Annotated in this window: 13 protein-coding genes; 9 read left to right on the top strand and 4 right to left on the bottom strand. The window is 62.9% G+C overall.

Annotated features, from left to right (window positions below; all coding sequences use genetic code 11):
- The first annotated feature begins 38 nt into the window (after positions 1 to 38).
- From M1D32_RS14985 to M1D32_RS14960, 6 genes are all read left to right on the top strand, one after another.
- Positions 39 to 1,772: an ABC transporter ATP-binding protein gene (locus tag M1D32_RS14985; RefSeq protein ID WP_458779427.1), complete on the top strand. Its 1,734-nt coding sequence runs from the start codon at positions 39 to 41 to the stop codon at positions 1,770 to 1,772.
- Positions 1,769 to 3,847 carry an ABC transporter ATP-binding protein gene (locus M1D32_RS14980; protein ID WP_458779426.1) on the top strand — a complete coding sequence of 693 codons (2,079 nt, stop codon included), beginning with the start codon at positions 1,769 to 1,771 and terminating at the stop codon, positions 3,845 to 3,847. The genes M1D32_RS14985 and M1D32_RS14980 overlap by 4 nt, the downstream gene beginning before the upstream one ends.
- A 56-nt stretch (positions 3,848 to 3,903) precedes the next feature.
- Entirely contained in the window at positions 3,904 to 4,320 is a 417-nt protein-coding gene (locus M1D32_RS14975; protein ID WP_458782204.1) for an acyl-CoA thioesterase, read from the top strand.
- A 93-nt stretch (positions 4,321 to 4,413) separates the two neighbouring features.
- Entirely contained in the window at positions 4,414 to 4,647 is a 234-nt protein-coding gene (locus M1D32_RS14970; protein WP_458779425.1) for a PLDc N-terminal domain-containing protein, read from the top strand.
- 70 nt (positions 4,648 to 4,717) lie between these two features.
- Positions 4,718 to 6,967 carry an McrB family protein gene (locus M1D32_RS14965; RefSeq protein ID WP_458779424.1) on the top strand — a complete coding sequence of 750 codons (2,250 nt, stop codon included), beginning with the start codon at positions 4,718 to 4,720 and terminating at the stop codon, positions 6,965 to 6,967.
- The gene (locus M1D32_RS14960) at positions 6,954 to 8,195 is read left to right on the top strand and encodes a 5-methylcytosine restriction system specificity protein McrC (RefSeq protein ID WP_458779423.1); all 1,242 of its coding nucleotides are present in this window, start codon (positions 6,954 to 6,956) and stop codon (positions 8,193 to 8,195) included. The genes M1D32_RS14965 and M1D32_RS14960 overlap by 14 nt, the downstream gene beginning before the upstream one ends.
- A 3-nt stretch (positions 8,196 to 8,198) precedes the next feature.
- On the opposite strand, the gene M1D32_RS14955 is transcribed toward M1D32_RS14960, so the two are convergent.
- Positions 8,199 to 9,854, bottom strand: coding sequence for a sensor histidine kinase (locus tag M1D32_RS14955; protein ID WP_458779422.1), 1,656 nt, complete (start codon positions 9,852 to 9,854; stop codon positions 8,199 to 8,201).
- 94 nt (positions 9,855 to 9,948) lie between these two features.
- Between M1D32_RS14955 and M1D32_RS14950 the strand changes: the two genes are divergently transcribed.
- A complete protein-coding gene (locus M1D32_RS14950; protein WP_458779421.1) occupies positions 9,949 to 10,716 on the top strand; it encodes a response regulator transcription factor in 768 nt (255 codons plus the stop codon).
- On the opposite strand, the gene M1D32_RS14945 is transcribed toward M1D32_RS14950, so the two are convergent.
- Complete coding sequence (locus M1D32_RS14945) at positions 10,689 to 11,099, bottom strand: Hpt domain-containing protein (protein WP_458782203.1); 411 nt, start codon at positions 11,097 to 11,099, stop codon at positions 10,689 to 10,691. The two genes, M1D32_RS14950 and M1D32_RS14945, sit on opposite strands and share 28 nt — an antisense overlap.
- A gap of 275 nt (positions 11,100 to 11,374) precedes the next feature.
- On the opposite strand from M1D32_RS14945, the gene M1D32_RS14940 reads away from it, so the two are divergent.
- Positions 11,375 to 12,547 (top strand): glycoside hydrolase family 26 protein, encoded by a 1,173-nt coding sequence (locus M1D32_RS14940; protein WP_458782202.1) that lies wholly within the window; start codon positions 11,375 to 11,377, stop codon positions 12,545 to 12,547.
- A 136-nt stretch (positions 12,548 to 12,683) separates the two neighbouring features.
- Here M1D32_RS14940 and M1D32_RS14935 read toward each other — a convergent pair whose 3' ends face one another.
- Positions 12,684 to 13,124, bottom strand: coding sequence for a very short patch repair endonuclease (locus M1D32_RS14935; protein WP_458779420.1), 441 nt, complete (start codon positions 13,122 to 13,124; stop codon positions 12,684 to 12,686).
- 17 nt (positions 13,125 to 13,141) lie between these two features.
- Complete coding sequence (locus M1D32_RS14930; RefSeq protein WP_458779419.1) at positions 13,142 to 13,576, bottom strand: pyridoxamine 5'-phosphate oxidase family protein; 435 nt, start codon at positions 13,574 to 13,576, stop codon at positions 13,142 to 13,144.
- A gap of 256 nt (positions 13,577 to 13,832) precedes the next feature.
- Here M1D32_RS14930 and M1D32_RS14925 point away from each other — a divergent pair, with 256 nt between their 5' ends.
- A complete protein-coding gene (locus M1D32_RS14925) occupies positions 13,833 to 14,495 on the top strand; it encodes a DUF6318 family protein (protein ID WP_458779418.1) in 663 nt (220 codons plus the stop codon).
- Positions 14,496 to 14,963 lie beyond the last annotated feature (468 nt).

Here is a 14,963-nt window from a genome sequence, read left to right as displayed (position 1 = left end):
CTCACCACTTCGCGAAATCTTCTTAAGGACCCGTGGGCATGCTCCTGACCCTCATACGGCGGTTTTCCAGGCCGTACATGCCATACATCGTGGCCGTCATCGTCTTCCAGCTGGCGTCAACGATCGCTGCACTGTACCTCCCCAGCCTGAATGCCCAGATCATCGACGAAGGCGTATCCCGCGGGGACACCGACTTCATCTGGCGCACGGGCGGGGTGATGCTCCTCGTCGCCTTCATCCAGGTGGGAACCGCAATCGCCGGCGTGTACTACGGCTCCAAGACGGCCATGGCTGTGGGCCGCGACCTTCGGCGCGGGGTCTTCCGCAAAGTCACCAGCTTCTCGGCCAAGGACGTCAACACCTTCGGTGCCCCCACCCTGATCACGCGCGGCACCAATGACGTCCAGCAGGTCCAGATGCTGGTGCTGATGGGGCTGAACTTCATGGTGGCCACTCCCATCATGTGTATCGGTGGCATCATCATGGCCTTGCGGGAGGACATCAACCTGTCCTGGCTGGTATGGGTCTCCGTGCCCGTCCTGGTCGTGGTGGTGGGTTACCTGGTGGTCCGCCTGATGCCGCTCTTCCGTGCCATGCAGAAGAAGATTGACCGCATCAACGGGGTCCTGCGCGAACAGATCATCGGCATCAGGGTGGTGCGGGCCTTTGTCCGGGAACCCTTCGAGACCGAGCGGTTCGGCGAAGCCAACAAGGACCTCACTGACGTATCCCTGAAGATCGGCGCCCTGTTTGTGCTGATGTTCCCGGCCATCGGCATGATCCTGCACCTCTCCACCGCCGCCGTCCTGTGGTTCGGCGGGCAACGCGTGGATTCGGGTGAGATGCAGGTGGGGGCACTGACAGCGTTCCTCCAGTACCTGCTGCAGATCCTGGTGGCCGTCATGATGGGAACTTTCATGGCCATGATGATCCCGCGTGCGTCGGTCTGTGCGGACCGCATCGGCGAGGTGCTCGACGTCGAACCCTCCATCCACGATCCCGAACAGCCGCAGACCCCCGCTGCATTGGCCGGCGTGGTGGAATACCGGAACGTCTCGTTCGCATACCCCGGTGCGGAGTCGCCGGTGCTGAGCAACATCAGCTTTACCGCCAAGCCAGGCCAGACCATCGCGATCATCGGTTCCACCGGCGCTGGAAAGACTTCCCTGTTGTCCCTGCTACCGCGTCTCTACGACATCGCCGAGGGCGAAGTGCTCCTGGACGGGGTATCCGTCAATAACCTGGACCGGGCAGAGATCACCAGGCGCGTGGCACTGGTCCCGCAGCGGCCCTACCTCTTCTCCGGCACCATCGAACACAACCTCCGGTTTGGAAAGACCGAAGCCACGGACCAGGAACTGTGGGACGCACTCGAAGTGGCACAGGGCGCGGACTTTGTCCGGGACAAGAAGAACGGGCTTAACTCCCGGATTTCCCAAGGCGGGACCAACGTCTCCGGCGGCCAGCGGCAGCGCCTCTGCATCGCCCGTGCCTTGGTCACCAAGCCCCGGGTCTACCTTTTTGATGACTCCTTCTCCGCCCTTGACGTCGCCACGGACGCCCGCCTACGGGCGGCACTGAAGCGCACCACCGCCGACGCGACGGTCATCATCGTGGCCCAGCGCATTTCCACCATCACCGAAGCGGACCAGATCCTGGTCCTGGACAACGGCCGAATCGTGGACCGCGGAACACACGAGGAACTCCTGGAAACCTCACCCACTTACCAGGAAATTGTTGAATCCCAGCTGAGCGTGGAGGAGATGGCATGAGCCCCCGCAAGAAAGACTCCACCGATATAAAAGAGACAACAGGCTCCCAAAACCAGGCTGGCGCGGACCTGGTGGAGGACGCCGCGGTTGAGGACGAGGAATTCTTCGAAGAGGAATACAAGCCTTCCGAAGCGGACGGCGACATGTTCGGCGGCATGCCGGCGAAGAAGGCCGAACACTTCTGGCCGTCCGCCAAGCGGCTGATGGGACTGCTGAAGCCCGAGGCAGCGGGCATCTACGCCGTGGTTGCGATGGTGGTGGTCGCCGTGGTCCTGAACGTTATTGCCCCCAAGATCCTTGGCCAGGCGATGGACGTGATCTTTGGCGGCGTGGTTGGCAAGCAACTCCCGGCCGGCGCCAGCAAGGAAGAGTTCGTTGCCGGACTGCGCCAGCAGGGGCAGGACAACTTCGCCGACATGATCGCCAAGATGGAACTGGTGCCCGGAAGCGGCATAGACTTCCAGAAATTGTCCTTCCTCATTGCCGTGGTGCTCCTGATGTACTTCGTTGCCAACATCTTCCTGTGGCTGCAGGGCTACGTCCTGAACCGGATCGTAATGAAGGTGATCCGCCGTCTCCGCGATGACACCGAGAAGAAGCTCAACCGGCTTCCGCTGAACTACTTCGACACCCGCCAGCGCGGCGACGTCCTCTCCCGGGTGACAAACGACGTCGACAACATCCAGCAGGCGCTCCAGCAGGCATTCGCCCAGCTGATCAACTCGCTGCTGACGGTCATCGGCATTGTGATCATGATGTTCATCGTCTCCTGGCAGCTGGCCCTGATTGCCTTGGTGGCGCTTCCGTTGTCCGGCGTCGCTGCCGGGATCATCGGCTCGCGCAGCCAGAAGCTTTTTGCCGCGCAGTGGAAAAACACCGGTGCGCTAAACGGCCAGATTGAGGAATCGTTCTCCGGCCATGACCTGGTGCGGGTCTTCGGCCGGGACGCAGACATGCTGGAACGGTTCGAGGAACGCAACGAGGCCCTGTACAAGGCCAGCTTCGGTGCACAGTTTGTTTCGGGCATCATCTTCCCGGTGATGCAGTTCGTCTCCTACCTCAGCTACGTGGGCATTGCCGTGGTGGGCGGCCTCCGGGTGGCCTCGGGGTCCATGTCCCTCGGCGATGCCACAGCCTTCATCCAGTACTCCCGCGAATTTACCCAGCCACTTGGCCAGATGGCGGGCATGGCCAACATGCTCCAGTCCGGCGTGGCGTCCTCCGAGCGGGTGTTCGAATTCCTGGATGCCGACGAACAGGACGTCGAAACAGCTACGGAACACCTGCCGGCCAAGACGGACGGACACGTCGAGTTCAAGAACGTCACGTTCAGCTACACCGAAGACAAGAAGCTGATCGAAGACCTCTCCTTCACAGCGGAACCGGGAAACACAGTGGCCATCGTTGGGCCCACCGGAGCCGGAAAGACCACGCTGGTCAACCTGGTGATGCGCTTCTACGAGCTGAACTCCGGATTCATCACGCTGGACGGAGTGGACATCACCCACCTCAGCCGGTCCGAACTCCGCTCCAAGGTGGGCATGGTGCTCCAGGACGCCTGGCTGTTCGGTGGCTCCATCTACGACAACATCCGCTACGGAAACCTGGACGCCACCGAGGAACAGGTCATGGCCGCAGCCAAAGCCACCTTCGTGGACCGCTTTGTCCGCGCCCTGCCCGAGGGCTACGACACCGTCATCGACGAGGAAGGCAACAACGTCAGCGCCGGCGAAAAGCAGCTCATCACCATCGCCCGCGCCTTCGTGGCCAATCCGTCGCTGCTGATCCTCGATGAAGCCACCAGCTCTGTTGACACCCGCACCGAGCTGTTGGTGCAGAAGGCCATGGCAGCGCTCCGTACGGACCGCACCAGCTTTGTCATCGCGCACCGGCTCTCCACCATCCGCGACGCGGACACCATCCTCGTGATGGAAAACGGCAGGATCGTGGAGCAGGGGAACCATAAGGTCCTCCTCACTGCGGAAGGCGCCTACTACCGGCTGTACATGTCCCAGTTCGCCGGTGCGGACGCTGGGGAACTGCCGGTGGATGATTCGACGGCGGTGCACAGCTGAGCGCGCAGGTGGAGGCTGCCAGCGACGGCGGCCGGCGGATCGAGGTCCTGGTTCCCATGCGGTGGGGCGACATGGACGCGTACGGGCACATCAACAACGTGCAGATCGTCCGGATGCTTGAGGAGGCGCGGATTGCCGCTTTCGGTCCGCCGCGGGGAGCGGGGCTGCCCGGCATCGAGCCGCACGTCTCCCTCTTCAATGACGTCCCGGAGGGAACCATGGCGCTGGTGGTGGACCACAAGATCCGCTACGTCAGGACGCTGGAGTACCGGAACGTCCCTGCCCTGGTCCAGGTCTGGATTGGTGCCGTCAAGGGAGCAAGCTTCGATATCCACTACCTCATACAGGACCCTGTCACCCGGGAGGACTGCGTCAAGGCCAGCAGCCATCTGGCGTTTGTGCACGAAGCCACGGGCCGGGTGCAGCGGCTCACGCCAGAACAAAAGGAACGGCTGGCACCCTTCACCATGTGAGCACGAGGTGCAGGCGCTCCGTCCGCTGTACTGCCCGTTGCGCAGGGGCGGACAGCATCGGAAACTAAGAACCCCAACCAAGGAGGAATAGGCATGGCCCAGAAAAAGACCTGGAAGGAAATGTCCCCGTCCGCAAAGGCCGGCACCATACTGGTGGCCATCGCCCAGGTGTCCCTGTTGGTGGCGGCGCAGCGGGACATTTCAAAGCGGCCTGCAGCGATGATTAACGGTCCCAAGGCCGCTTGGCGGGCGGCATCCTTCATCAACTTCATTGGGCCGGTGGGCTACTTCACGTTCGGCCGGAAGAAGCCGGGAGCTGGCGCGTAGGCGCCAAGAACTGCCGGGTGCACGGGCGGCTCTGAGCGCCCGCCCAGCTTCACCCTGTAAATTTGAATCCATGACCCCCGCCTCGACTGCTGCCATGCCCCGTGCCCTCGGTGTCTCCCGTGCCCTCGGTGTCTCCCGGGAAATTGAGGAGGCTGCATGGTTTGTGTTGGGCCCGGGGCTCCTCGGGAAGCCGTCCGCGCTGGATGGACGCACCATGACCTGGACGTCGGAGGCGGCGGCGGAGCTCCTGGACAGGCTGGAACGGGGTACCCCGGATCCGAAGGCGCCCATGATGACCAACCTTCGTCAGAACCTCGAGGGCGCGTCCCGGGAAGCGAAGCAGCTGGCCGTGGAACTGCTGTTCCTGCAGTCGCTGCCCCTGGCCCACGAGGTGAAGTCGCTGAAGGTCAAGCGTGCCCGGGTGGCCGAGGCTGCCTCCTGGCTCGAGCCTCCGCTGGAGCTGCCCGAGGAGCTGTACCAGGGCCTCACCGACCACGGCGTCATTCGCGACCGGACCGCCGAGTTCAACTGGACCATCTGGGACCACCTGGGATGGCTCTGCCGTTTTGTGCAGCAGGTGGACCAGCAGACCACAGCGGACATTGCCGAAACCCTGCAGGACCCGCTGAAGTTCCACCGCTTCGCCGCCGCCACGCCGGGGGACCAGCCCGCCATCCGCCGCAGCATCGAATTCCTCACCTGGCCCAGCTACTTCGAGCCCGTGGTGGCGGACGTGGAGCGCCAGGAAATCCGCGATGCCTTCGCCTCGCTGGTGGGTGGCGCAAAAGGCGACGCGGAAGAGGACATCACCGCAGACATCCACCGCATCCGCCTGCACCTCGATGAGCAGGCCGGGCAGCGCATCGACTGGTACGCCCGCCAGCTGGTCAGCCAGTGGCGCAAGGTGGGCGACCCCGGCCGCCGGGCATGGCTGCTGCGCACGCACAGCGACAACACCGAGCTGCTCACCGCCTGGCAGGGCGAGGAAAAGGTGACACTCGACGTCGAACATCTCCGCCTGCTGGGCCCTGGCGTCACGGCAGGGCTGGTCCAGCACGCCGTGGACGAGGACTACAAGCACCTCGGCTACGTGGAGCGCGAAGACACCAAGACCGCTGTCTTTGCGTTCCTGACCGTGATGAAGCCCGGCGACCTGGCGCTTTACCAGCACGCCGGAAAGGTGCGGCTCGGCGTCGTGCTCGGGGAGCCCGAGCACAACGAGGACAACCGGCGGCTGCGCCGGAAAGTCCGCTGGTTCGACGAGGCCCACGCCACCACGAGCCTTCCCCGCCACGTGCAGCGGCAGCTGGCCACGCCTGGGATCGTTGTTGACCTGACCAGGGTGGTGCAGGCTCTGCAGGGCCTGCTGCCCGCAGAAGCGGAAACAGAGCCCGACGGCGGTGCTGAAGCGGCCGCCGTCGTCCCTCCCGTCCAGGAGGGTTTCCGTCCGCTGACGCGCGAGTTCGCGGACTCATTGCACATGGAGCTCGAGCCGCTCCAGGAGATCGCCGAACTGCTGGAGGAGAACCGGCAGCTGGTGCTGTACGGTCCGCCGGGCACCGGCAAGACCTACCTGGCGAAGCACCTCGCGGCGGAACTGGCGGATGACAGCACGGACGAGCGGGTCAAACTGGTCCAGTTCCACCCTTCGTACGCCTACGAGGACTTTTTCGAAGGCTACCGGCCGGACAAGACGGACGAAGGCCAGGTGTCCTTCAAGCTTGTCGCCGGTCCGCTCCGCCGCCTCGCCGAAGAAGCGGCCAAGCCCGGAAACGAGAAGAAGCCGTATTTCCTGATTATCGACGAGATGAACCGGGCCAACCTCGCCAAGGTGTTCGGCGAACTGTACTTCCTGCTGGAGTACCGCGATGACCGGATCTACCTGCAGTACAGCCCCAATGAGCCGTTCACGCTGCCGGACAACCTGTACATCATTGGCACCATGAACACCGCGGACCGGTCCATCGCCATGATGGATGCCGCCATCCGCCGTCGTTTTGCCTTCATCGAGCTGCACCCGCAGACCGAACCGGTGAAGGGCTCGTTGCTCCGCTTCCTCGAAGCCCGGCAGCTGGACACCACCCCGGCACTGCTGCTGGATGCCCTCAACGCCGCCATCGACGAGTGGGACCGGGACCTGATGATCGGCCCGTCGTACTTCATGAAGCCGGCGGCGCAAACCCCTGCCGGGCTGCGGCGGATCTGGAAGTACGAGCTGATGCCCCTGCTCGAGGAGCACTACCATGGCCAGCTGACCCGGGCCCAGCTCGAGGAACGCTTCGGACTGGACCGGCTGCTGGAACGCCTTGCAGGCCGTTGACCCCGGCGCATCTGTCCGGCACCTGGTGCTGGACGAACTGTCCCGCGGGATGGTGGAACGGCTGGATCCGGCCAGCGCCTCTTTCCTGAACGCCAGTGGCCTCGCCAAGGCGTCACCCATGGGCCTTGGGCTGTACCGGATCGAGCCCGTGGGCAAGGTGGGCTCTGTGCGGACTCCCACGGTGCAGCTGGACGTCCGGCCCAAGGACCGGCTGGGACTCAGCGGGCTCCTGTTCCTGCTGAGCTACGCGGGCGACCAGGGGTTCCGCCCCGACTCCGTGGCCGCCTTGGAAGACCGGGAGCTCTGGAGCGCACTGGCTGAGTCGTTGGCCCAGCTCGCCGAACGGGCCCTGGGGCGCGGTGTGCTGCAGGGGTACCGCACCGTGGATGAGTCGCTCCGCACGGTCAAAGGGCGCATCCGCATCTCGGACCAGATCTCCCGGCGGCCCGGCATGCTGGTGCCCCTCGAGGTGTCCTACGACGAGTTCAGCGAGGACATTGCCGAAAACCGCATCCTCCGTGCCGCACTGGAGCGGATGGGCCAGGTGCCGCGGGTCCGCCCCGAGGTGTTGAGCCGGCTGCGCCAGCTCAAGGGAAAGCTCGACGCCGTCACCCGTCTTCCCGCCGGCGCCCCACTCCCGCCGTGGACGGCCAGCCGGATGAACGTCCGCTACCACGCCGTCCTCCGCCTGGCCGAACTCATCCTTCGGAACGCCTCAGCTGAAGCCGGCAAGGGCAAGCAACAGACCGCTGCGTTCGTGGTGGACATGGCCGAGGTGTTCGAGGATTTTGTCGGCACGGCATTGCGGGAGGCGATGGCTGCCTACCCGGGGGAGCTCCGGCTCCGGTACAACGCACTCTTGAGCGAGGCGGTGCGGGACGCGGACCGGTTGTCCGTGCGGCCGGATGCCGTGCACCTGCTGGGCGGGCGGCCCGTGGTGGTCTACAACACCAAGTACAAAGCCGCGTCCGACCTCGGTGCCTCGCTCACCGCAGACCACTACCAGATGCTCGCCCACTGCACGGCTTTGGCCGTGCCTACCGCCTGGCTGGTCTACGCCGGATGCGGCGACGTCAAGCTGCGGCGAATCCTGAACACAGACATCGACATCGTGGAGTTCCCGCTGGACCTGTCCAGGCCGCCGTCGGAAATCCTTGCCTCAATCGCTGACCTCGCCCGGCAGTCCTGGGGCGAGGTAATCCGGCAGGCCCGCGCAACCCTCGACTAACTTTTAGACCGGCACCCGGAACGTGAACGTGGTTCCCTGGCCCAGGGCGCTTTCCACTTCGATGGTCCCGCCATGGGCCTCAACGATGGCCTTGCTGATCGGCAGGCCCAGGCCAACGCCGGGAATGGCTGTCCTGCGGACGTTGCTGGTGCGGAAGAACTTGGCAAACACTTCCGAGGCGTCTTCGGCGCTCATGCCCATTCCGGTATCGCTGACCCGGCACGCCAGGTGGCCGTCCTCCTGGGCCAGCGAGACCACCACGTTGCCGCCGTCGGGGGAGTACTTGATGGCGTTGGACACCAGATTGTCCAGGACCTGGGAAATCCTTGCCCCGTCCACGTGCGCTTCCAGCCGCTCCGGGGTCTCAGCGGCCAGCACCACACCTGAAGCAGCCGCCCTGGGTATTGCCGAGGAGACGCTGGTGCGTACCAGCTCGGCCACGTCCACGGTGTGGGGCGTAACAATCAGCTGTCCGTTGCGGCTGGCGAGCAGGTCGCTGACCAACGTCAGCAGGCGCTCCGAGTTCCTCCGGATGATCTCCAGCATGCCCCGCTGCGACTCCTCCGGCTCATCTCCGAGGAGGATCTCCACGTACCCAAGAATGGACGTGAGTGGTGTCCGGAATTCATGGGAGACGCTGGAGACGAAATCGTCCTTGGCGGTCAGCGCGTTGACGAGGTCCGTGACATCACTGAAGGCAATCACGGAACCGGAGAAGTTACCGTCGCCGTCCTTCATGGCCCGGGCGGTGGTCACAAAAGCCCGCTGCTCCTTGCCGGACCCCAGCCACACGAGGTAGTCCGTGAAGGTTTCCCCGAGGACGGCCCGGCGGACCGGGCGTTCCTGGATGGGAACCAGCGTCTTCCGGTCCGGTCCGAAGACCAGCAGCTGGGACTCATTCGGGTCCGCTATCTCCTTGGGGCGCGCCAGCTCGTGGTTAACCCGCTGCTTCCGGTTCATCAGCACGTCGTGCCCGTCCGCGTCCACGGCCAGGACGCCCAGATGGACGGTGTCCAGGACAGTGTTCAACAGCGCTTCCTGGCGCTGGCTGGTGAGCAGGTTGGCCTGCAATTGCGCGTCTTTCTCCTCCAGCTCCCGCTGCTGGCGGGTCATGCTCAGTGTCAGGACGCTGACGGAAACACCGATGCCGAGCATCATGACGGGCAGGAGCAGTGACCGGGCCAGGTCCTGTCCGGTGACATTGCCCTTCAGCAGCAGGGGCACCCAGATGATGGCCAGCGGTGCCAGGAAGGACAGCCACAAAGCAGCCCTCGGGTAGTATCCGGAAGCGCACAGCCAGATCACCGGGAACACGGCAAGCAGGCTGATACCCGTCAGGCTCTCCTGCCCGCCTTCCCTGCCCAGGGCAATCGAGACAAAATCCAGCAGCGGAAGGATCAGGAAGCTTGTGTAAGGCAGCCGCTCCCAGGGAACCAGGTAGCACAGGGCCATGATTGCTGCCTGCGACAGCAGGAACGCGATGAAAAGCGGATTGCCCATAGTGGCCGGGAAGAACGCCCAGATCAGGACGGCCGTGAGGATCGTCGTCACAAAGAGCGGCATCTGGCTCAGGGCCACCCGATCCGTCAGCCGGTACTCGTGGAAGGGACGCCGGAAGAACCTTATCCGGCCAGACGACCACGCTACAGGGTTAGTCATGGCTCAAGAACTTACGGGACAAGGTGTGCGAGGCCATATCAGCAGGATATCCGGAGCCAGCTATACTTCTGACGTTGGCTGCTGAGGGGGCACTATGAGTGATGCACGTGTCGGACTGGTCATCGAGGATGACCACGACATTCGGGAACTGGTTCGTACTGTGCTGACCCAGGCAGGCTTTAACGTGACCGTTGCCAGCAGTGGTGCCGAAGGGGTCCTCACTGCTAAGACGCTCAATCCGGATGTCATCACCCTGGACCTTGGCTTGCCGGACATCGACGGTTTTGAGGTCTCCCGGCAGATCCGCGAATTTTCGGACGCCTATATCGTGATGCTGACAGCCCGCACCGAAGAGCTTGATACCCTCATCGGGCTTGAGTCCGGAGCGGACGACTACCTTACAAAGCCCTTCCGCCCGAGGGAGCTGCGCGCCCGCATTGCCGCGATGATGCGCCGTCCCCGTTCGGTTCCCGAAGCGCCGGACGCTGCGGGCGTAGAAGCATCTGCGGAGGGCAGTGCGCATCCCGAGCGGGGTAATTACAGCCATAACGGCCTGGAGCTGAGCTACGCCTCCCGCACCGTGACCGTGGACGGGGCCGAGATGAACCTGACCCGCACCGAGTTCGAACTCCTGCACGCCCTGCTGGAAGCAGGCAGGACGGTCCGTACGAAATCTGACCTGGTGCGCCGGCTGCGGGACGAGGATTACGACGTCGGGAGTTACATCAGCGAGGCTGACGAACGGTCCGTCGAGGTCCACATGGGAAACCTCCGCAAAAAACTTGGTGATTCACCTCAGAAGCCGCGCTGGCTCCAGACGGTCCGTGGCGTTGGCTACCGACTCGCCCCGGGCGAAGCCTGATCCCGCAGCCTGTTCATCGTTTGCCGGCTGCACTGGCTGATTCGCCTCAGGAACGAGGCCGCAAGCTTGGGCAGGACGACGGCAGCGTCCGCGTCCGGCCCTCCGCTGCGGATTTCGCCTTCCAGGGCCGTGGCCAGGCCGGCAAGGCGCGCGGCGCCCACCATCTGGCTTGATGTCTTCAAACTCAGGACGGCGTCCACCGACGCGTCAAGGTCTCCAGTGGTCAGGGCCAGCCGCAGGCGCCCGACCCGATCCGGGAGGTAGTCGATGAAGTTCCCTACGAAGATCCTGCAGTACCCCTCATCCTCCCCGAGTTCCTCACGCAACCGGTCCAGGACTGTCCTGTCCACCAGTGGTCGGCCGGCATCAACGGACGGGGTCATCATTGTCCTTTCGGCTATGGTCTTCCACTCCGGAAACAAGGGGGTCAGGTGGAGCATCAACTCTTCTTCAGGTTAGGGCTGTCCCGCATACTCGAAAGTGGTTTCGGGCGATAATTGTGGGTTTCTTGATGAGACTGCGGCTTTTAGGCCGAATACTTGAGCCAGTGCATTCCGTACAAATAATCAGCGGTTGCGGCCGCACGCAGATCTGGAGAATAGTTGCTTTGTTGAGGTCATTGGGAGCGTTAGTTATAGCCTTTTTCGTGGCAGCCGGAATGGCCGTCGCCTTTATCCACCCCGCAAATGCCGCGCCAGCCGCGCAGGTTGCCTTGAATCCGGCTTCCGGGCCGGCGGGCTCGGCTGTTACGGCATCCGGCACGGGATTTAAGGCTTCAACAACGGGAACGGTAATTGTGGGTTCCACGACTTTTCCCTTCAGAACCACAGCCACTGGCGCATTCAGTACGGGCATCACCATCCCGGCTGAGTCCAGCGGCACCGTCACCATCACAGCCAAGACATCATCCATCAAGGCTTCGGCTTCGTTCGTTGTAGAGGCAGCCCCGGCACCACAGCCGCCTACTGTCAGCACGGACCCTTTGCGGTTTGGAGTGGCTACTCCTGGCGGAGCATTGGCTGCCGCAGAACTGGATGAAGTAGCTGCTGTGGCGGGGGAGAGTCCGTCCATGGTCCTCATTTACAAAGACTTTTTGCAGTCGCCGCCACTGACGGAGATGAACGCCGTGCGCTCCCGCGGTGGTGTTCCGCTGGTGACATGGGAGCCGTGGGCTTGGGGCGGCGGCGTGGAGCAGCCTGCATATTCCCTGGACCGGATCACAGCCGGTGACTTTGATGACCGCCTTCGCGATTGGGGCCAGTCCCTTGCAGCCTGGGGCCAGCCGGTGATGCTCCGCTTTGCCCACGAAATGAACGGCAACTGGTATCCGTGGGCGGAATCGGTGAACGGTAACCAGCCTGGCGACTACGTCCAGGCCTGGCAGCACGTCCACGACGTCGTCGCCGCCACCGGAGCCAGCAACGTCCAGTGGGTGTGGTCGCCAAACGTTCCCTACTGGGGCTCCACGGACCTGGCGGGGCTTTACCCAGGCGCAGGCTACGTGGATGTTGTGGCCCTCGACGGGTACAACTGGGGGACGTCTACGGCATGGAGCAACTGGGTTTCGCCGCAGGACCTTTTTGCCCCGGGCATTGCACAACTCCGTACCCTTGCGCCTGGTAAACCGATTCTGATTGCCGAGACTGCGTCCAGCGAGGCCGGCGGTTCCAAAGCCGAATGGAACACCAGCCTGGTGTCCTACCTGGCCGCCCAGCCCGATGTCATGGGCTTCGTGTGGTTCCACCTGCAGAAGGAGGCCGACTGGCGCATCAACAGCAGTGCTTCCTCTGCGTCTGCCTTGAATGCGGCCCTGTTGGCGCGGCGCAGTTAGCTGGCGAGTGGAAATGCTGATGCTCCGGACTGTTGGTGCTGCAGCCCTCCAAGCAGGGCAACGCAGTTATCCTTCCGTGCGACCATCAAGAGCGCTGGGGGCAAAGGCTGAAGATTGCCTCAAGAATGCTGGATGTTCAGGCCTGGGCCGGAGGCGCGCTTTCCAGGAACTTCACCAGGTGGGCTTCAAGGGCTGAGGCTTCCTTGAGCTCGCATTCCCAAACCGTAAGCACTGCCCATCCGGCGTCTTCAAGCAGGCGGCGCTGCCCGGCGTCGCGTTCCCTGGTACGTGAGCGCTTTGCCGCCCAAAACTCGGCGTTCGCTTTGGGGGCGTGCTGGCCCACCCGGCAGTCATGGAAATGCCAGAAGCAGCCGTTGACGAAAATGACCTTGCGTCGGCCCGCGAAGACCAGGTCCGGATTGCCGGGAAGCCGGGTGCCACCGGTCCTGCCGTGGAGTCGGTAACGATACCCCTTGGCGTGGAGGAGCCTGCGCACCAGTAACTCGGGCTTGGTGTTCTTGCCTCGGATCCGGGACATGTTCCAACTGCGCTGCTCCGGGCTCAGCTTGTCCGCCATGCTTCAAGTTTAGGTTCCTAGTAACCGCGTTCCGGCTGGTCCCCGAGCTGGAAATGGCGCCCGGTAACGGTGACGGGCTCGATCTCAACGTAGAAATCCTTGAGCGTTGGTACCCACGATTTCAGCCCCAGCTCCTCCACCTCTGCCAGCTCGGCCGAGTTGCTCAATACCCGGGCTTTTCCCCGAAGGACCACAGACCACGCCTCATCCGAGAGAATACCGTCGGCCTCGAAGAGCACCGCTGCATTGATGGTCAGCTGGGCAAGCTTGTTGCCTGGGGCAGTACGTAGATACAACTTGCCGTTCGAGCTGACGTAGTTGACGGGAAAGATATCCGGTTCCCCGGCAACCGACACCACCAACCGTCCATGCGTTGTCCCTTCCAACAAGCGCCAGGACTGCTCGTCATTGAGTTCCAGGACCGGATTTCCATCTGCGTGTTCAAACATCATGCCGCCATTGTTCTACGTTATGTAGAAATAGGCTAGAGGAAGTTTGTTTGGGTCCCACCCGACGTTCTTGTTATGGGCTGCGCGGCCGGCATTCCTAGGCGCTTGCTTCCTTTATGACTTTTCTATCTTCCGGCTCCCTGATAAACCAAGGACGGGCTGCCTGTGGATAAGTTTGATCGCTCAAATGTGACCTGGGCTACCCTTAAGTCACTGTCCGGAGCATGCCGTCTTGAAACTACTGGGGGATTAGCGGCCCATGACATCGCATAACATATTCACGTCCCGCCTGATGCACTCCGGTGCTGTAGCCATCGTTGTTGCTGCTGCGCTTATGTTGGCTGGCTGTGCGGGCGGAGCACCTGCAGATCCAGGTACAGCATCCCCCGTGGTGAGCCAGTCAACGTCTCCCAGCCCGTCGCTGACCCCGACGCCGACACCCACCGCCGCCTACAAACCCGCCGACGCGTCCGGCCCCGCCCAAAACGTTCCCGTCCCTGTGCTGCCGGAAGTGGCGAAGACGGAGACGAAGGAAGGTGCGGAGGCGTTCGCAAAGTATTGGTTCAGTGTGCTCAGTTATGCATATGAGACAGGTGACATTGCTATTTTTGAAAGCGTAGAACCTCCGTCGTGTGCAGCTTGCCAAAAAGTCAAAGAAGTTATTCGTGACTGGCACTCTGAGGGGCGCTGGCTCGTAGGCGGCAAACTAACAACGCCCGTCGCGGATACAACCTTTATGAAGGATCAGGAGGGCAGGTACAAAGTCGCTGTCCAAGTCCACCAAGAACCTTTGTCATACTTGCGACCTGATGGTTCCATAGCTCGGACGGATGCACAGCAGCCTGACCAAGGGAATCTACTTATTCTCAGCTACGAAAACGGCGGATGGACCGTGGCTGAGCTCGGAAGCGTCGTTGGCTAGCAGTGTCTCGTTACCCACTGCTCAGCATCCTCCTCACGGCACTCGCATTCGTTACTCTCTTTGCCAATTCCGCGCAGGGTGATGACGGCCGCGACCCGGAATTCGGTGGTGAATGGAATCCTGGTCTCCAGGTAGTTGGATACACCTGGGACTCTGAACTCGAGGATTTTATTCAGGCGGATCCAAACGTCCCGGTTACCGACCCCAACGAGTACAAGTACGAACTTCAATGCCACCTTGGCGGAGGCGACTTCGATACTCCCTGTCTAGCCCGGCAAGTCGAATGTAACGACGGTCCTGATGGTGAAGAGGGTATACCTGTCATCTGGTTATCAAGACCCCGCGGAGTTCCTGGGGCCGTCTGGGCTCACCACTCGGGCCCGACCTGCCTCTACGACGCCCGGCCGGAGGACCTGCTGCCCCGCATTGCCGCCGACATCCAGCGGCAGTTCCAAAGTTTGCCGGTAA

The sequence above is a fragment of the Arthrobacter sp. D3-16 genome (genome assembly GCF_054408515.1).
Note: the sequence above shows the minus strand (reverse complement) of the source record. Positions and strands in the feature narration are given on the sequence as shown.